Here is a 16,705-nt window from a genome sequence, read left to right as displayed (position 1 = left end):
CAAGCGAGTCCCGTCATTCACGGGCGGCGACGAGTCGGATCGGGGGCGTGCGGGTCGCCGACAGGGCCGTGACCAGGCTCGTCGCGCCGACGACGGCGGCCGCGCCGAGAGCGAGGCCGAAAAGGAGGGGCCACTGGACGGCGACGACGGTCGTCCCCGTGATGACGCGGAGCGCCGCGGCGGCGCCGAGGACGGACGCGGCGGCGGCGAGGGCGCCCAGGAGCAGGCCGATGAGCACGACGGCCTGGGACTCCAGGAACGCGAGGGCGACGACCTGGCCGCGGGCGAGGCCGGTGACGCGGGCGGCCGCGAACTCGCGGCGGCGGTTGGAGGCGGCGATGACGACGGCGTTGACGATCGCGATCACGGTGTACAGCATGGTCATCCCGAGCAGGACGATCATCGTGTCGCGGGTGAACCGCTCGTCCTCGGCGGCGGCCGCGTCGACCGACTCCTCCGCAGTGGTCACCGAGCCGAAGGCGGCCAGGTGCGCGGCCGCCGCTGCGGGGTCGGCGCCCTCGTCGAGACGGACCACGTGCTCCCACGGGCCGGTGCCCTCGGGTGCGAGGCCGATCGGCAGGAGGTACTCCGGACCGGCGACCGAGGGCGGCAGGATCGCGGCGATCCGCACCTCGGACTCCTCGCCGCCGAGGCGGACGCGCAGGGTGTCGCCGACCTTCCACTCCCGTTCGCGCCCTTCGGCGGGGCTCACGGCGACGGCGTTCCCGGCCAGGTCGGCGAGGTCGCCCGCGACGGGCTCCACGCGATGGGTCGCGGCGTAGGCGGCGGGGTCGACGGCGAGGCCGTAGTGCGCCTCGTACCAGGAGGCCCCGGACTCCGCGAAGGCCAGCTCGAAGAGCACCTCCGCCTGCGCGGACACCACTGCGACGCCCTCGGCGTCCGCGATCCCGGCCTCGGGGCCGTCGGCGGCCACCAGCAGCTCGCCGTCCACAGTGCGCAGTGACTCCTGGCGTCCGGCCTCGCCGACGGTGGCGAGGGTGCCGCCGATGGCCGCGGTGAGCGCGAACAGGACCATGACCGGCGCGGCCGTCGCGGCGCTGCGGCGGGCGTCCGACCGCAGGTTCGACAGCGCGAGTTCCCCGGTGACGCCGCGGAACACGAGGGCGAGGAGCCCGGCGGCGAGCGGGACGGCGAGCGGCGCGAGCGCGCTGCAACCGACGACCAGCGGCACCGTGACGAGGAACGGCGTGAGCTGGATGAACCAGACCGGCAGCGGCGCACCGCCTCCGGGGAACAGCACGTACAGGACCGCGGCCCCGGCGAGGCACACGAGGCCGATCGCCCAGCGCGAGAACGTCATGACCTGCGCGGCCCCCGCGCCTTCGCGCAGCGCCTCCTGCGGGCGGATGCGGGCGGCCCGCCGCGAGGCGGCGAGGACGCCGAGGACCGCGATGAGCACACCGGTCCCGAGCGACACCGCGACGGCCCACGGCCGCCACTCGGCCGCGAATCCCGTCGGGGCGAAGTCGAACCGCTCCAGGATCCACGTCTGGGCGCGCATGACCGGCAGGCCCAGGACGGTCCCGAGCGCGGACCCGGCGAGCCCGAGCAGGACCGCCTCCCCCACCAGGAGCGAGCGGACCTGGCCGCGGCTCGCGCCGGTGAGCCGCAGCAGCGCCAGCTCCCGGCGGCGCTGGGCCACGGTGAACCCGAACGTCGAGGCGACGATGAAGACGGCGGTGAACGCCGCCAGCGCGAGCACCATCGACAGCAGCGTCACGGCCCCGTCGTAGGCGCCCTGGAGCGCGAGCGCGTCCTCCGGGGCGAGATGGTCGGGGACCGGCGCGGTCGCGGCGGCGACGAGCGCGAGGAGCGAGGACTGGACGAGGGCGGTGCCGAGGCAGACGGTGAGGACGGCTCCGGCGAAGACCTGCCAGCGGTCGCGGAAGGAGTTCCAGGCGAGGAGCAGCATCAGTCCTCCAGGGCCGCGAGGCGTGCGGCGACCTCGCGGGTCGTGGGCCGTTCGAGGCGGTCGACGATGCGGCCGTCGCAGAGGAACAGGGTGCGGTCGGCGGCCGCGGCGGCGGCCGGGTCGTGGGTGACCATGATCGTGGTCTGGCCCCGTTCGTCCACCATGGACCTCATGAGGGCGGTGACGGCGCGGGCGGCCTTCGTGTCGAGGGCGCCGGTCGGCTCGTCGGCGAACAGCACCGCGGGCCGGGTGACCATGGCGCGGGCGATCGCGACGCGCTGCTGCTGGCCGCCGGAGAGCTCCCGGGGCCGGTGCCTGCGGCGGTCGGCGAGGCCCACGGCGTCGAGCACGGCGCGCACGTCGCGGCGGTCGGGCCGGCGTCCGGCCAGGCGCAGCGGCATCGCCACGTTCTGCTCGGCGGTGAGCGAGGCGATGAGGTTGAACGTCTGGAACGCAAAGCCGATCTCAGTGCGGCGCAGGCGGGTCAGTTCGGCGTCGGTGGCGTTCGTAATGTCGCCGCCGACGACGCGCACGGTCCCGGCGGTGACGCGCTCCAGCCCCGCGGCGCAGTGCAGGAGCGTGGACTTGCCGGACCCGGAAGGGCCCATGACAGCCGTCCACGAACCCGCGGGGAATGCGATGTCGACGCCGTCGAGGGCGCGCACGGCGGCGTCGCCCTTGCCGTAGACGCGGGTGACGCCCGCGAGCTCGACCGGGGATTCGGTGGTGTGCATGCGCCCAAGGGTGCGGGCGGCCCCTGACACGCCGCTGACACGGCGCGGACCACCCCGTCAGAGCAGCGCGCGGATGTCGGCGAAGACGCGCTCGTGCGCGGCGGCCGCGGCTGGCGAGGTGAGGTCCATGCCCTGGATGAACCCGTGGACGAGGCCGGGTTCGCAGCGGTAGCGGACGTCGTTCCCGGCCTCGCGGAGGCGGTCGGCGAAGACCGCGCCCTCGTCGCGGAGGGCGTCGTCCTCGGCGGTGACGACGACGGCCCGCGGCAGGCCGCGCAGGTCGGGGACGAGCATGGGGCTGTTCGCGGGGTCGGCGCGGCGCGCCGGGTCGGGCTCCCACTGCGCGACGGCCCACGCGAGGAAGTCCGCGTCGAGCCCGAAGCCGGCGCCCTTCTCCGCGACGCTCGGCTGCGAGAGCGTCAGGTCCGTGTTGGGGCACAGCAGGATCTGCGCCTCCGGGAGCCGCTCCCCGCCGTCGCGCAGCCGGATGCAGGCCATCGCGGCGAGGAACCCGCCCGCCGAGTCCCCGGCGACGGCCCACGGCTCGGCCCAGCGGAGCACCGCGGCGACGTCGTCGATCCCGGCGGGGTTCGGATGCTCGGGCGCGAGCCGGTAGTCCACGGCGAGGACCTCGACGCCGCAGGCCGCGGCGATGCGGCGGCACGTGCGGTCGTGCGTGTCGAGGTCGCAGATGACCCACGCGCCGCCGTGGACGAACACCACGACCGGCCGCGGCTCCCCGTGCCCGTACCGGCGCAGCCGCAGCCCGCCGGGGCCGGTGAGGTCCTCGACGTGCGGCAGCTCGGGGCCGCGGGTTCGCTGCCCTTTCCGGGCGGTGATGGAGGCGCGCAGTTCGTCCAGGTCGGGGATCGTCATGCGAGCCATTCTCACACCATGCGCCCCGCGCGCCGCACCCGTCCCTACGAGAGCAGGCCGATGCGGAACCCGGCGGCGACGGCGTGCGCGCGGTCGCGGGCCCCGAGCTTGCGGTACAGGTGCCGCGCATGGGTCTTGACGGTGTCCTCGCTGAGGAACAGGAGCCGCCCGATCTCGGCGTTGCTGTGCCCTTCGCTCATCCCCCGCAGGACCTCCAGCTCCCGCTCGGTCGGGGCGGCGCCGAACGTCGGGGCGGCCCGCCGCTGCGCCGGGACGCCGGGACGGGGCCAGTTCGCCAGCATCGAGCACGTCAGCGCCGACACGAGCTCGTCGGCGTCGGCGCCGGAGCCGAACACGCCGCGGGCGCCGAGGGTCACCGCCTCGGCGGCGGTCTGCGGCGCGGTCACGCCGACGACGATCGCCGCGGTGCGCGGCCAGGTCCGCCGCACCCGGGTCAGGAACGCCGCCCCGTACGAGAGCGCCACGGCCGCATCGAGGATCGCCACCTCCGCGGGGCGCTGCGCCTGCATGGCGAGGGCGTCGTCGCCGGTGCCCGCGGTGCGCACGGCGTGGTCGATGCCGTGCCGGGCGGCGACGGCGGCGAGGCGCCGCGTCCCGGCGAACGTGCGGGAGCAGATGAGTACCGAAAGCATGTTTTTCCTGTCGGCCGTGGACTCGCAGGGCGGGCCCGTGTGGTGATCGAGCTGGTCGGCACGGGCCGGGACCGTCCCATGCGGTCTGCGACTGTGGTTCGTGCCATATAGATTGACGCGTGAGCGCGCTTCCGGTCATTGGCAGGCGGGACAGCGTTTCGGCCGGCGCGTTGTTCCCCGATACAGCCCGCGCACCGGCGATCCCGGCGGAGGTGACGGTGGAGACCATCGAATCGACAAGCAGGACAGCGGAAGAGGTCATCCGGCGCATCGGCGGCGGCGTCCCGGCGCTGGCCGAGCGCATCACGGCCCGGATCTTCACGGAGATCCCGGTCTACGCGGCCGGAGCGGTGCCGCGGGAGGCGGTGCTCGCGTCGGTCGTCGGCAACGTCGAGGACGCGTTCGACCGCTTGGCGGGCCGCAAGTTCGACCTGGCCGCGGCCGTGAAGACCGGCCGCGAGCGGGCGCAGCAGGGCATGCCGCTCGCGGACCTGCTGTCCTCGTTCCGGATGGGCTACGACGAGACCTGGGACGCGATCATCGCGGCGGCCCGGCTCGCGCCCGCGATCCCCTCGGACGACGTCGTCGACCTCTCGCGCAGCTGGTTCCACCTGCACAACCTGGTCGGCGACACCATCATCCACGCGTACCGGGAGGAGGCCCAGCATCTGCTGCTCACCCGCGAGCGCGAGCGGGCGGCCCTCGTGAACGTGCTGCTGACCGGCGACATCGGCCTGGCGACCGTGGTCGAGGTCGCGGGGAAGCTGCGGCTGCCCGTGGAGGGCGTGTTCGTGGTGGTCGCCGCGGCCACCGGGCTCGGCGAGGACCCGATCCCGCGGGTCGGGTCGAGCCTGTCGGCGATCGACGTGGGCTCGGTGTGGCACCTCGCGCAGGACGCCCTGGTCGGCGTCCTGTCCCTGGAGAAGGCGTCCCGCATGCCGTCGGTCATGGAGGTCCTGGAGCGCCACGCGTCCGGGTCGATCGGCGTCAGCCCGGTGTTCGCGCCCCTGCGGCGGGCCGCGTGGGCGCTGGGGCTCGCGCAGCTCGTGCTGCGCCGCCAGCCCGGGACGGCCGCGGTCGAGCAGTTCCGCGACGACCCGATGAACGTGCTCGTCGCGTCGGCCCCCGATGCGGCGCAGGAGACCTCGCGGACGGTCCTCGGCGGCCTCCTCGACCTCGCCCCCGACCGCCGCGACCTGCTCCTGTCGACGTTCAACGCCTGGATCGAGGCGGGCGGCTCCGCGCGGGCCACGGGCGAGGCGCTCACCTGCCACCCCAACACGATCCGGCACCGCCTGCGCCGCATCGAGCTCGTCACCGGGCGGAACCTCGCCCGCCCGGGCGACATCGCCGAACTCGTCGCGGCCTGCCACGCCTGGACCCAGCTCCCGCCCCAGTCCTGGGACCGCTGATGCGGCTGCGGGACCGGCCTCGGCCATGCTGACGCCGGGCAGGTCCGCGCCGAGCGCTTGCAGCGCTAGTGGAGGACGGTGGTCGCGCCGTACCAGACGTTGCCGTGGTCGAGCTCGACGACCTTGACGACGGTGCGGGAGTTGGGGGCGTGGACGATCAGGCCGTTGCCGATGTACATCCCCATGTGGGAGAGGTCGTTGTAGAAGACCAGGTCGCCCGGTTGCAGCTCGTCGCGGCTGATGGTCGCGGTCTGGTTGTACTGGGCGGCGGCGTTGTGCGGCAGGTCGATGCCGATCTGCGCATAGGCGCGCAGGACGAGCCCTGAGCAGTCGTAGGAGTCGGGCCCGGCGGTGCCCCACACGTAGGGCTTGCCGACCTGGTCGAGCGCGAACGAGACGACCGCGTACTCGTCGTCGGTCATGTAGGGCAGGTCGTAGTCGGTGATCGCGTCGCCCGCGGCGGCCTGCCACTCCTCTTCGAGGTCGTCCATGCGCGCGTTCAGCTCGTCCTGCTGCTGCTCCAGCTCCGCCTCCTGCTCGTCGAGGTCGGTCTGGAGGTCGTTGAGGAGGTCGAGCTGGACGGTGTACTCCTCCGACGCGGCCTTGAGCTCGTCCATGAGGTCGAAGCTGTAGAGGTTCGCGGAGTTCAGCCGGTCGAGGCGCTCGACGAACGCGTCTGGCGAGCCGGACTCCAGCAGCAGGGCCGCGTCCCCGATGCCTTGGTCCACATAGGTCGCAGTGATGTAGTCGGCGAGCTGATCGCGCAGGGCGTTCAGGTCGGTCTCGGCCGCGGCGAGGGACTCCTCGGTCTGCGCGACCATCTCGCGGTTGTCCTGCGCCTCCTGCGCGAGCCGGTTGTACTCCTCAACGGCCGCAGTGAGATCCGCGTCGGTCTGGTCGATCTCGTCGTTGATCTCGTCGGTGCCGCGCTGGCCCCACGCGGGGGCCGAGCCGACCGCGGAGACGAGGAGGCCGCCCGCGACGGCGACGGAGGTCCATTTGCGATGGAGAGAGGACGACTTCACGAGCGGCGTGCTCCTTCGGGGAGGTCGGGGATGCCGCGGCGACGGGAGGCGGCGGTCGAACACGCCTACAAACTACTATCATGGTTAGTAGATGACAAGGGGCGGGGCCGGGCGACGAGTCGTCCGGCCCCGCGGGTTTCCCGAGTCGGGTCAGGCGGCGGTGGTCACCTCGGCCTTCGTGCGGCGGACCGTCGCGACGGCGAGCACGACGCCCGCGACCGCGATGGCCGCGGCGGCGGTGAACGCGGCCGAGAAGCCGTCGGTCAGCGCCTCGGGGTTGCCGAGTTCGTTGGCGCCGAAGGGCACCGCGATGGCGGTGACCACGGCGAGGCCGAGTGCGGAGCCGATCTGGTAGCTCGTGTTGACGATGCCGGAGGCCAGGCCGCCCTGTTCGGGCGCGGTGCTGGAGATCGCCATCTGGAGCGACGGGATGAACGCGAGCGACATGCCGAGCGCGGCGACGAGCGAGGCCGGGAGCACGTCCGCCGCGAACGTCCCGTCAGGACGGACGAGCGAGAGCCAGCCCAGGCCCGCGGCCAGCAGGAGCAGGCCGGTGGCGATCATGGCCTTCGAACCGAACTTCGCCGTCAGGCGCGGGGCGATGACGACCATGCCGAGCATGATGAGCGCGGTCATCGGCAGCAGCGCCGCCCCCGAGGGGAAGGCCGAGTAGCCGAGCACCTGCTGCAGGTACAGGTTCAGGAAGAACCACATGGGGATCCACGCCGCGCCGAGCAGGGCCTGGGCGAGGTTGGCCGCGCCGAGGTTCGCGGCGCGGAAGACCGCCAGCGGCATGAGCGGCTCGCGGCGCTTGGCCTGCACGACGAGGAACAGCGCGAGCAGCACCGCGGCGCCGGCCAGGACGCCCCAGGTCTGGACCGAGGCCCAGCCGGTCTCGGGGGCCCGCACGATCGAGAAGACCGCGCCGCCGAGGCCGAGCGTGGCGAGGACCGCGCCGAGCACGTCGATCGAGCCGCGGGCGCCCGCGCCGCCGGGCAGCAGCGCCGGGGCGGCGGCCACGGCGAGCACCGCGATCGGCACGTTGATGTAGAAGACCCAGGGCCACGAGGCGTACTCGGTGATGAGCCCGCCGAGGAAGACTCCGGCGGTGCCGCCCGCGGGGGCCGCCGCGCCGTACACCGCGAACGCCTTCATGAGCTCTTTCGGGTTGGCGCCGAACAGCATCATGAGCAGCGTCAGCGCCGAGGGCGCGATGAGCGCGGCGCCGACGCCCTGGACGGCGCGCCCGGCCAGCTCGACCGCCGCGTTCCCGGCAGCCCCGGCCAGGAGCGAGCCCGCGCCGAGGACGATCCAGCCGAGGCTGAAGACCCGGCGCGCGCCGAGCAGGTCGGAGAGCCGCCCGCCGAGGAGCAGCAGTCCGCCGAAGACGACGACGTAGGCGTTGAAGACCCACGACAGGTTCTCCTGCGTGAACCCGAGTTCGGCCTGCATCTCGGGCAGGGCGACTCCGATGATCGAGGTGTCCATGATGACCATGAACTGGGCGAGGGCGATGAGCCCGAGGGCGGTCCAGCGCCGCGAGGCGGGCGGTGTCGATGTCCGTGACATGACTGCTCCTAAATACCGGTAGGGGGTATGTGCAGCAGTAGTTCTAACATACCCCCCGGGGGTATTGCAACCGCGGTGTCGCGGATCGCATGGCCGCCCCGGCTCAGCCCTGCCGGTCGGCTACCATGGGCGCGTCTACCCCCTCGGGGTATCGGGAAAGGCGGGTGCGTTGGCCGGATTGCAGGCGCTCTGGAAGGCCGCGCTCATCGTGCTGGCCATCGGGGTCGCGCTGATGCACTCGACCGGCCACGCCTGCGCCGGGGACGCCTGCCCGCCGGAGTCGGCGACCGTGGCCGTGCTCGACCCGCACGCGTCGATGGCGGACGACCACGGCCGCGAGGAGGCGCCCGGCACGGGCATGAGCCCCATGCAGGTCTGCATGGCGATCCTCACCGGCCTCGCACTCGCGGTGTCGCTGTGGGCGATCCGGCGACTCGCGCGGACGATCGCCGACGGCGACGCGCTGATGCAGCTGCGCCGGATCGTCGAGGGCGCGCCGCCGTCACTGCCTCCCGGAGGCAGACTGTCCTATAGAGAACTCTCGGTGTTCCGCATATAGGCCGAACCGCTGGTCCGCAGGACCGCTTCGACCCGTATACGCGACAACACCTTCGACAGGAGAGTTCTCACACCATGAGCAAGACCTTCACGCTGCGCCGCGCGCTGTCCGCCGGCCTCGCCGTCTTCGCCGCACTGTCCATCGCCGCCTGCTCCGACAGCGGCGACGACGGCGGCCACGACATGAACTCCATGGAATCGGAGTCCGAGTCCGCGACCGACGCCGACTTCAACGACGCCGACGTCTCGTTCCTCCAGATGATGATCCCCCACCACGAACAGGCCGTCGCCATGTCGGACCTGGCCGCTGCCCAGGCCGAGGACCCCGAGGTCGTCGACCTGGCCGCCCAGATCGCGGCCGCGCAGCAGCCCGAGATCGACGAGATGACCGGTCTCCTCGACGAGTGGGGCCAGTCCGCCGAGATGGAGGGCCACGATGGCATGTCCATGAGCGGCATGGCGACCGACGCGCAGATGACCGAGCTCGAAGCGGCCCACGGCGCCGACTTCGACCGCCTCTTCGTCGACCTCATGATCGCCCACCACCAGGGCGCGGTCGACATGGCCGAGGAGGAGCAGACCGAAGGACAGAACGCCGAGGCCATCGCCCTGGCCGACGCGATCATCACCGCCCAGACCGCCGAGATCGAGACCCTGGAAGCGATCCGGACCAGGCTCGGGTAACCGCAGACGGGGGCCCTGCCGGACCGGCAGGGCCCCCACAGCGCGCCGAAGCGGCGTGCACGCCTTGGTTACCGCCTGGTCCACTGCTGATTGGCCTGCCCGCTGCCGCAGGCCCAGAGCTGGACCTTCGTGCCGTTGCCGGTGCCCCAGCCCGACGCGTCCAGGCACAGGCCGGACTGCACCCCGGTGATGGTGCCGTTCGCGTTGACGTTCCACTGCTGGTTGGCTTGTCCGTTGCAGTCCCAGATCACCACCGCGGTGCCGTTGCTCGTGCCCTGGCCGGAGGCGTCCAGGCACTTGTTCCCGTACACCTTGAGCTGCTTGCCTGCGGTGTAGGTCCACTGCTGGTTGGCGCCGCCCCAGCAGTCCCACAGCTGCACGCCGCTCCCGTTGGCGGTGCCGGCACCGGCGACCTCAAGGCAGCGGCCGGACTGGGCGCCCACGATCTCGGTGCCGTCCGCCGAGCCGATGCTCCCGGGAACCGATTGCAGTGCGGCGTACCAGACCGCGGCCATCTTGTCGTATCCGGCGGCGGTGGGGTGGACGCCGTCGTCCAGGTCGGCGGCGGTCAGGGCGCTGTGCATGTCGACCATGTGCACGTGCTTGCCGGCGTTCACCTTGCTCTGCACGATGCCGGGGATCGCCGCGTTGAAGCTGTTCACCGCCGCATCCCCCTCAGCCCACCCGAGCGGGGTGATCTGCGCGACGAACACCTCGGCGTTCGGCGCGGCCGCGGTGATGTGGTCGATCAGTGCGGACAGCCGGTTCGGGGCGCCGGCGACGTCGTAGTTCTGGAGGATGTCGTTGGTGCCGATGTGCAGCAGCACGGTCTGCGGCTGGTAGGTGTTCAGCCAGCCGACGATGTTCGCGTCGATCTGGTCGATGCGCCAGCCGGGGTGGCCTTCGTGGTCGTGGTCGCCGAGGCTTCCCGGCCCGTTGAACTGCGACCCGACGAAGTCCGTGGTGTACCCGCCGCCCGCGAGGCGCTGCCACAGGCCGATCCGGTACCCGCCCGGCGTGGCCGTGCCCTCGGTGATGGAGTCCCCCAGCGGCATGACCCGCACTCCGCCGTTCGACTCCGCGCTGGCGGTGCCGATCGGCGTCGCCGCCAGGCCCACCGCCAAGAGTCCGAGCGCCACGATCCGGCCGAGCCACCTTGCCCTTGTTCGCATCTCTTGCTCCTCGAATTCGTAAGACCGTTTCCGTTCCAGCTGGTCGTGGGGACTCGACCGGCGGCGCGGTTATCGCTCACATACCGCACCTTTGGCCATGAAACATCTGATGATTTCTCCGGCTATCCAAACTATAGAGAGATATCTATGTGTAAGTCAACGGCTCGACCGGGGCTCGCTGGAGTTCGTCCCATCGAGACGACAGTGGGGGCCCTGCCGAATCGGCAGGGCCCCCATATGAGTCGCATCTCAGGCAGAGCGGAAGCTCCCCAGGGCTTCCAGAGCGGGGGCCCGGCGGCGAAGCAGGAGCGCCTGCGCGCTCAGGCCGAAGGCGATGTAGGCGTACAGCGACGCAGTACCCAGCAGGCCGGTCCCGTCGGCATGGTCGATCCACAGCCCGAACGCCCAGTGGACGCCGAACGAGAGCACCCAGCATCCCGTGGTGAATGCGGTCCCCTTGCGCAGCAGACGGCCCGAGCCATCCCGCCAGAGTCTCACCGTCCCCGCCCGCAGGGCCCCCAGCACTACTGCGGCCACGAAGCTCGCCGCCAAGAGCACGATCGACAGGACGGTGAGCGGATGGACCTTCACGACCGAGGCCACCCCGAACGCCAGGCCGGCGATCCCGAGAAGCCCGAACACCGCCGGTGTGATCAGTGCGGCGACAGGCCGGAAGGGGCGGGCGCGAAGCTGCCGGAACACCACGAACCCGACGACGAGGGCGGCAAAGGCAACGGCACTCATGCTCTCCACAGCGACCTCCGAAGTTACGGCTCGTGAGCGAAGCACCGGCGATCATAAGACACCTTCCGGCACCGCTCGCGCCCGTACGCACGACTGTGGCAAACCGCGTTCTGGCAGGTACCTCGAAACCGGCGCACTATTAGCTTCGGCACCGCCTCGTCGGCGGGGGATGCCGACGGGTGCGTGAACATGGCTGCGGGGACGCCGTCATGAGACGGCGTCCCCGCAGGTGAGTACATCGACATGCGATGAGTGGCGGAGGATATGGGATTTGAACCCATGATCGGGTATCACCCGAAACCCGCTTAGCAGGCGGGCGCACTAGGCCACTATGCGAATCCTCCAGGATTCGCATGAAGACGTACGAGCATCGAGCATACCGGTAGGGCGCAGGCGGGGCCAAGCGGGTTCGGGTCGGTCAGAGCCAGCTCACGTGGGGTGCGACCAGGAGGTATCCGACGAAGGCGGCGATGTCGAGGAGGGTGTGGGCGACGACGAGGGGGCCGGTGCGCTTCCACTTGAGGAAGCAGAGGGCGAAGGCCGCGCCCATGACGGCGTTGCCGATGAAGCCGCCGAAACCCTGGTAGAGGTGGTAGGTGCCGCGCAGCAGCGAATGCGCGGCGACGATCGCGACGGGGCGCCAGGCGAGCTGCTGGAGGCGGGTGACGAGGTAGCCGACGCCGACGACCTCCTCGACGATCGCGTTCTTGAAGGCGGCGAGGACGAGGACCGGGACGGCCCACCAGACGTCGTTGAGGTTCGCGGCCGCGATGGTCGCGTTCAGGCCGAGGGCGCGTGCGGTGAAGTAGAGGGCGAGGCCGGGGATGCCGATGCACGCCGCGAGGGCGGCGCCGCCGAGGAGGTCGAAGGCGGGGCGGCGGGCGTCGAAGCCGATGGCGCGGAACGGGTTCCCGCGGTCGAGGCTGAGGAAGTGGAGCGCCAGCGCGACCGGGGCCATCGCGAGGGCGAGGCTGACGAGCTGCTGGGCGAGGTCGTACCAGGGCCGCTCGGCCTCGGCGCGCGCCGAGTTCATGGACTGGACGGAGTCGGCGAGGCCGCCGGGCTCGGTGAGGGTGCCGACGATGGAGACGAGCGACCAGATCGCGGAGGCGCCCAGGGAGAGCAGGAGCACGATGACGACCTCGCGGCGGATCACGCGGGGGGCGAGGAGGGGCGCGGCCTCGGTGCGGTTCGACATGCGACCAGCGTGCCAGAGCCCCGAACGGGGACGCCGCGACGGGACCGGTCGCACCTCGTGTGCGACGCGTCGCCGCAAGTCAGGGGCATGATCGAAGGCGTTAGGCGAGGTGCTGTGAATCTCATCCCACTCGGCGACGCTCACCCTCACGGCACCTCGCCTGCCTACACCCCGTCGCCGCGCCGCCTCTGTCGGTTTATTGATACTCCGCCGTTCGCATCGGGTAAGGTTAGCCAGTCCTTACCTGAGAGGGGTATCCTGATGCGGCTCGCGACTGCGGAAGCCTTCACCGGCGCCCCCGTGCTCGCGGCGATGCCGCTCCCCCACCCGATGCACGCGCTTCGCGCCGTCGCAGCCCGGGTCGAGCACGAGGTCAGCCCCCATCCGATCGCCGGGATCAGGTCCTGGCTCTACGGGGACGAGGCCGCCGACGCGGTCGAGTTCCCCGCGATCGAGCTCGCTGCGGGCGAGCGCGTCGAGGAGCTCATGGCCGCGGCCGGGGACCTGTGGGGCGGCTCCGCCCACGCGAACGCGGCGCTGGCGTGGAAGACCTACTGCTACTGGACCCTCGCGCCCGCCGTCCTCGGCTACGTCGCGGCCCGCCGCGTCCCGGTCATGGACGCCGCGAACACCGTCTTCCGCGTGAGCGCCGACGCCCCGATGTTCTCGGTGCGCCAGGTCCGCCCGCGGTTCCTCGCGCTCCCGCACGACCCGTGCGCGGACCACCCGGACGTGGAGGTCGTCGCGAACGAGGAGGTCCTGCTCGACCGCTTGCGCGCCACGGCCTTCGACGGGCACCTCGGCCCGGTCCTCGACGCGTTCCTGGCCCGGGTGCGGGTCGGGCGCCGCACGCTCATGGGGTCGCTGGCCTCGGGCCTGTCGTACGCGGTGGCGTCGATGGCGGCGGTCGTGCCCGATGCCGACGAGGTGATCGCGAAGACCCTGCTCGACGCGTTCGACGTCGCACACCTGGTGGACGTCTCCACCGGCGAGGACGGCCGCCTGGCCTACCGGCGCCGCACCTGCTGCCTGGCGCTCACCATCGAGGGCGGGCGCACCTGCTCGACCTGCTGCGTCCAGACCGATCGGTGCTAGCGGCCGCGTTTGATAGATTGACGCGTGCCTTCACGGGCGCTGGAGAAGTCGCATAGTGGACTAGTGCACCGGTCTTGAAAACCGGCGTGGGTGTCACAGCCCACCGTGGGTTCGAATCCCACCTTCTCCGCCACACCCGCCGCCCCGGCGCTTCAGGGGCATGGCCGAGGGCATGAAAAAGGACTCAGCACCCCGGCACGGTGCTGAGTCCAGGAATAGAGTAACCCCATGGCGCAACATGCTTCACTTCCGGGTCGGGATATTCACAGAATCGTTACCATGGCGCGCCGCTGCGAGGAGGCCGACGGCATCGCCCCCTTCAACGAGCAGACCACCCTCGCCATGTCGATGAACCCCGACAAGCACCGCAGGCATTTCGTTGTGCCCCTGAATGATTCGGTGGTCGCGTACGCGGGCGCGCAGGTCGTCGGAGACGTCGCCGAAGCGGAGCTGGCGGTCGATCCGGCCCATCGGCGCAAGGGCGTCGGGGGCCGGCTGCTGGACTCGGTCCTGGACTGGATCGGCCCGTCGGCGACCGAGCTCCGCATCTGGGGCCACGGCGACCTGGCGTCCTCGCGGGGGTTCGCGGCGTCCCGGGGCTTCGACCGCTCGCGGGTGCTGTTCCAGTTCTCGCGGAGCCTCGAAGGGTTCCCGTGGCCCGCAGGCTGGCCCGCGGGCGCGGGGCGGAACTGGCCGGTCGGGGACGCCCCGGCGGCGTCGCTCGCGGAGGGCGTCCGCCTGCGGCCGTTCAGGACCGGGCGGGACGAGGCCGAGTGGCTGCGGGTGAACGCGGCCGCGTTCGCCGACCACCCCGAGCAGGGCCGCTGGACGGCGGCGGATCTGCGTGCGCGCGAGGAGGAGTCCTGGTTCGACCCGGACGGCCTGCTGGTCGCCGAGGACGACGAGGGGATGCTCGGGTTCCATTGGACCAAAGTGGAGGGCGGCGTCGGCGAGGTGTACGTGCTGGGCGTCGACCCGCGCGCTCAGGGGACGGGTCTGGGCCGGACGCTGACGCTCGCGGGGCTCGCCCATCTTGCGGCGCACGGCATCCGGCAGGTGGACCTGTACGCGGACGAGTCGAACACGCGGGCCGTGGGCCTCTACCGCAAGCAGGGCTTCGAGGTCGTGCGCACGGACGTGCAGTGGTCGAAGGCGCTCCGCTGACGCCTTAACGCGCGGGTGAGCGCCCCGGCGGGGTAGTCCTCTTCGCCGGGCAGGACCAGGCGGGCCTCGCCCTCCCGGAGGCTGACGCGCGGCAGGATCGGCGCCATCTCGCGCTGCTCGGCGGCGGCGAAGACCTCGCCGACGGTGGAGTAGCGGGAGAGCTCGGCGAGGACCGTCGCCTCGGGCATGGACATCTGGCCGCCGTACTGGCAGACGGCCTGCTCGGGGCCGATCCAGGTGGCGTACTCGGGTTCGCGCACGCGGATGCGCGGCTGGAAGCCCTCGGCGAGGGTCGCGACGTAGATCCACGTGTCGAAGCGGACCGGCTCGTACTCGGGGGTGACCCACCGGGCCCAGGCCCGCTGGAGGGCGACCATCGCGCCGGTCTCCTCCTCGACGGCCCGCACGCCGGTCATGGCGACGTCGGGGTCGTCGGGCTTGTGGCGCCCGCCGGGGAACCCGTACAGGGACCCGCGCGGGCCCGTGCCGGAGCGCTCGAAGGAGGCGTCCACGTCCAGGTGCGCCCAGCGCTCGCGGGCGGTGGCCCCGGGCAGGTCGGCGCGGCCGATCGCGGGGAGCCCGAACGGCTCCTTTGCGGCGTGCCGCAGCAGGAACACGCGCAGCGGGGCCTCGCGCAGGAGGACGACGACGGCGGCGCGCTCGGGTTCGGCGGGGGCGCCCTGCTCCTTGAGTCGGGCGAGCGCCCGGGCGGCCGACTCGGAGTCGACCGCCCTGAAGTCCCACTTCCCGAAGCGCTGTACGGACATGCACTTCACGCTAGTGCAATCGCGGGCGGCGCCGGTGCGCAACGGGGAAACGGACGCGGCCCGGTCCCTCGGACCGGGCCGCGTCGCGAGAGCGTTAGCCGAGGAACTGGATGGGCAGGTAGAAGAGCGCGCCCACCAGCGCGGCGATCGGGAACGTGATGATCCAGGCGATGACGATGGAGCGGGCTACGCCCCACCGGACCGCGCGCCTGCCGCCGGTCGAGCCGACGCCCATGATCGCGGAGGTGATCGTGTGGGTGGTGGAGATCGGGGCGCCGAGCAGCCACGTGTTCGCGTACAGGACCGCGGAGGCCACGGTCTCGGCCGCGAAGCCCTGGGGCGGGCCGAGGTCGATGATGCGGCGCCCGAGGGTCTTGATGATCCGCCAGCCGCCCGCGTAGGTGCCCGCGGCCATGACGGCGGCGGCGACCCAGTAGACCCACTGGGGGATGTGCTCGGCGTTGTCCTGCATGCCGCCGACGTAGAGGGCGAGGACGATGACGCCGATGATCTTCGCGGCGTCCTGCATGCCGTGGCCGAGGGCCATCGCGGCCGCGGAGACGGTCTGCGCGTGGCGGAAGCCGCGGTTGAGCTTGTCGGGGCGCCCGCGACGGAACAGCCAGTAGACGGCGATCATGACCAGGAAGCCGAGGACGAAGCCGACGACTGGCGAGATGATCGTGGGCAGCACGATCTTGTCGACGATGCCGTGCCACAGCACCCAGTCGTTCGCGTTGCCGGTGATGATGAGGCCGCCGGCCATGGTCGCGCCGACGATGCCGCCGAACAGCGAGTGCGACGAGGACGTCGGCAGCCCGAAGTACCAGGTGGTGAAGTTCCACGCGATGGCGCCGAGGAGGCCGGCCATCACGATGAGGAGCCCTTCGATGCCGGTGGGCAGGACCACGAGACCCTCGGCGACGGTCTTGGCGACCTTCGCGCCGAGGTGCGCGCCGATGAAGTTGCCGATCGCGGCCATGCCGAGTGCGACCCGGGGCCGCAGCGCCCGGGTCGAGATCGAGGTGGCGATTGCGTTCGCCGAGTCGTGGAAGCCGTTCGTGTAGCCGAAGAGGAGCGCCGCGGCGATGCAGAGGAATACCGCGATGGTCACTGTGTCCACG

At 71.9% G+C, this 16,705-nt stretch carries 16 protein-coding genes and 2 tRNA genes; 6 read left to right on the top strand and 12 right to left on the bottom strand.

The annotated features are described in order from the left end of the window. Window positions 1–13: 13 nt before the first annotated feature. Genes B0I28_RS07145 through B0I28_RS27845 form a run of 4 tightly spaced genes read right to left on the bottom strand, consistent with a single transcriptional unit; the run spans window position 14 to window position 4,196 of the window. Window positions 14–1,933, bottom strand: a complete 1,920-nt coding sequence (locus tag B0I28_RS07145; RefSeq protein WP_106363091.1) for an FtsX-like permease family protein — start codon at window positions 1,931–1,933, stop codon at window positions 14–16. Beyond that, window positions 1,933–2,667 (bottom strand): ABC transporter ATP-binding protein, encoded by a 735-nt coding sequence (locus B0I28_RS07140; RefSeq protein WP_106363090.1) that lies wholly within the window; start codon window positions 2,665–2,667, stop codon window positions 1,933–1,935. Before B0I28_RS07140 ends, B0I28_RS07145 begins: the two co-directional genes overlap by 1 nt. 57 nt (window positions 2,668–2,724) lie before the next feature. Beyond that, window positions 2,725–3,543: an alpha/beta hydrolase gene (locus B0I28_RS07135; RefSeq protein WP_106363089.1), complete on the bottom strand. Its 819-nt coding sequence runs from the start codon at window positions 3,541–3,543 to the stop codon at window positions 2,725–2,727. 44 nt (window positions 3,544–3,587) lie between these two features. Beyond that, window positions 3,588–4,196, bottom strand: a complete 609-nt coding sequence (locus B0I28_RS27845; RefSeq protein WP_106363088.1) for a helix-turn-helix transcriptional regulator — start codon at window positions 4,194–4,196, stop codon at window positions 3,588–3,590. Window positions 4,197–4,414: 218 nt separating this feature from the next. Between B0I28_RS27845 and B0I28_RS07125 the strand changes: the two genes are divergently transcribed. Next, entirely contained in the window at window positions 4,415–5,608 is a 1,194-nt protein-coding gene (locus B0I28_RS07125; protein WP_106363087.1) for a PucR family transcriptional regulator, read from the top strand. A gap of 65 nt (window positions 5,609–5,673) precedes the next feature. Here B0I28_RS07125 and B0I28_RS07120 read toward each other — a convergent pair whose 3' ends face one another. Further along, window positions 5,674–6,633: a C40 family peptidase gene (locus tag B0I28_RS07120; protein ID WP_106363086.1), complete on the bottom strand. Its 960-nt coding sequence runs from the start codon at window positions 6,631–6,633 to the stop codon at window positions 5,674–5,676. A gap of 150 nt (window positions 6,634–6,783) precedes the next feature. Next, window positions 6,784–8,202: an MFS transporter gene (locus tag B0I28_RS07115; protein ID WP_106363085.1), complete on the bottom strand. Its 1,419-nt coding sequence runs from the start codon at window positions 8,200–8,202 to the stop codon at window positions 6,784–6,786. Window positions 8,203–8,371: 169 nt separating this feature from the next. On the opposite strand from B0I28_RS07115, the gene B0I28_RS07110 reads away from it, so the two are divergent. Together B0I28_RS07110 and B0I28_RS07105 are read left to right on the top strand one after the other, a co-directional pair. Further along, on the top strand, window positions 8,372–8,761 hold the full coding sequence (locus B0I28_RS07110) for a hypothetical protein (protein WP_146147997.1): 390 nt from the start codon (window positions 8,372–8,374) through the stop codon (window positions 8,759–8,761). 74 nt (window positions 8,762–8,835) lie between these two features. Beyond that, window positions 8,836–9,444 (top strand): DUF305 domain-containing protein, encoded by a 609-nt coding sequence (locus B0I28_RS07105; RefSeq protein ID WP_106363083.1) that lies wholly within the window; start codon window positions 8,836–8,838, stop codon window positions 9,442–9,444. Between the two features lie 68 nt (window positions 9,445–9,512). Here the strand turns inward: B0I28_RS07105 and B0I28_RS07100 are convergent, their stop codons facing one another. The 4 genes from B0I28_RS07100 to B0I28_RS07085 all read right to left on the bottom strand — a co-directional run bounded on the left by B0I28_RS07100 (window position 9,513) and on the right by B0I28_RS07085 (window position 12,558). Then, on the bottom strand, window positions 9,513–10,616 hold the full coding sequence (locus tag B0I28_RS07100; RefSeq protein WP_106363082.1) for a ricin-type beta-trefoil lectin domain protein: 1,104 nt from the start codon (window positions 10,614–10,616) through the stop codon (window positions 9,513–9,515). 249 nt (window positions 10,617–10,865) lie between these two features. Next, a complete protein-coding gene (locus B0I28_RS07095) occupies window positions 10,866–11,360 on the bottom strand; it encodes a hypothetical protein (RefSeq protein WP_106363429.1) in 495 nt (164 codons plus the stop codon). 253 nt (window positions 11,361–11,613) lie between these two features. Next, window positions 11,614–11,704, bottom strand: a tRNA-Ser gene (locus tag B0I28_RS07090). Window positions 11,705–11,778: 74 nt separating this feature from the next. Then, complete coding sequence (locus B0I28_RS07085) at window positions 11,779–12,558, bottom strand: CPBP family intramembrane glutamic endopeptidase (RefSeq protein ID WP_106363081.1); 780 nt, start codon at window positions 12,556–12,558, stop codon at window positions 11,779–11,781. Window positions 12,559–12,819: 261 nt separating this feature from the next. On the opposite strand from B0I28_RS07085, the gene B0I28_RS07080 reads away from it, so the two are divergent. The 3 genes from B0I28_RS07080 to mshD all read left to right on the top strand — a co-directional run bounded on the left by B0I28_RS07080 (window position 12,820) and on the right by mshD (window position 14,817). Next, window positions 12,820–13,653 carry a (2Fe-2S)-binding protein gene (locus B0I28_RS07080; protein WP_106363080.1) on the top strand — a complete coding sequence of 278 codons (834 nt, stop codon included), beginning with the start codon at window positions 12,820–12,822 and terminating at the stop codon, window positions 13,651–13,653. 41 nt (window positions 13,654–13,694) lie between these two features. Then, window positions 13,695–13,786: transfer RNA gene (locus B0I28_RS07075), tRNA-Ser, on the top strand. 146 nt (window positions 13,787–13,932) lie between these two features. Continuing rightward, window positions 13,933–14,817: a mycothiol synthase gene (mshD, locus tag B0I28_RS07070; RefSeq protein ID WP_181245675.1), complete on the top strand. Its 885-nt coding sequence runs from the start codon at window positions 13,933–13,935 to the stop codon at window positions 14,815–14,817. Here mshD and B0I28_RS07065 read toward each other — a convergent pair. Further along, complete coding sequence (locus B0I28_RS07065) at window positions 14,754–15,584, bottom strand: NUDIX hydrolase (protein ID WP_106363078.1); 831 nt, start codon at window positions 15,582–15,584, stop codon at window positions 14,754–14,756. The two genes, mshD and B0I28_RS07065, sit on opposite strands and share 64 nt — an antisense overlap. Window positions 15,585–15,678: 94 nt before the next feature. Next, complete coding sequence (locus B0I28_RS07060; RefSeq protein WP_106363077.1) at window positions 15,679–16,704, bottom strand: inorganic phosphate transporter; 1,026 nt, start codon at window positions 16,702–16,704, stop codon at window positions 15,679–15,681. Between the last annotated feature and the right edge of the window lies 1 nt (window position 16,705).

It is taken from the genome of Glycomyces artemisiae, assembly GCF_003002955.1.
Lineage (GTDB): Bacteria > Actinomycetota > Actinomycetes > Mycobacteriales > Micromonosporaceae > Glycomyces > Glycomyces artemisiae.
Note: the sequence above shows the minus strand (reverse complement) of the source record. Positions and strands in the feature narration are given on the sequence as shown.

Coding starts and splice junctions, on each gene's coding strand:
- B0I28_RS07080 (WP_106363080.1), top strand. CDS start 12,820: ATGCGGCTCGCGACTGCGGAAGCCTTCACCGGCGCCCCCGTGCTCGCG.
- B0I28_RS07115 (WP_106363085.1), bottom strand. CDS start 8,202: ATGTCACGGACATCGACACCGCCCGCCTCGCGGCGCTGGACCGCCCTC.
- B0I28_RS07135 (WP_106363089.1), bottom strand. CDS start 3,543: ATGACGATCCCCGACCTGGACGAACTGCGCGCCTCCATCACCGCCCGG.
- B0I28_RS07065 (WP_106363078.1), bottom strand. CDS start 15,584: ATGTCCGTACAGCGCTTCGGGAAGTGGGACTTCAGGGCGGTCGACTCC.
- B0I28_RS07085 (WP_106363081.1), bottom strand. CDS start 12,558: ATGTCGAACCGCACCGAGGCCGCGCCCCTCCTCGCCCCCCGCGTGATC.
- B0I28_RS07145 (WP_106363091.1), bottom strand. CDS start 1,933: ATGCTGCTCCTCGCCTGGAACTCCTTCCGCGACCGCTGGCAGGTCTTC.
- mshD (WP_181245675.1), top strand. CDS start 13,933: ATGGCGCGCCGCTGCGAGGAGGCCGACGGCATCGCCCCCTTCAACGAG.
- B0I28_RS07100 (WP_106363082.1), bottom strand. CDS start 10,616: ATGCGAACAAGGGCAAGGTGGCTCGGCCGGATCGTGGCGCTCGGACTC.
- B0I28_RS27845 (WP_106363088.1), bottom strand. CDS start 4,196: ATGCTTTCGGTACTCATCTGCTCCCGCACGTTCGCCGGGACGCGGCGC.
- B0I28_RS07105 (WP_106363083.1), top strand. CDS start 8,836: ATGAGCAAGACCTTCACGCTGCGCCGCGCGCTGTCCGCCGGCCTCGCC.
- B0I28_RS07095 (WP_106363429.1), bottom strand. CDS start 11,360: ATGAGTGCCGTTGCCTTTGCCGCCCTCGTCGTCGGGTTCGTGGTGTTC.
- B0I28_RS07140 (WP_106363090.1), bottom strand. CDS start 2,667: ATGCACACCACCGAATCCCCGGTCGAGCTCGCGGGCGTCACCCGCGTC.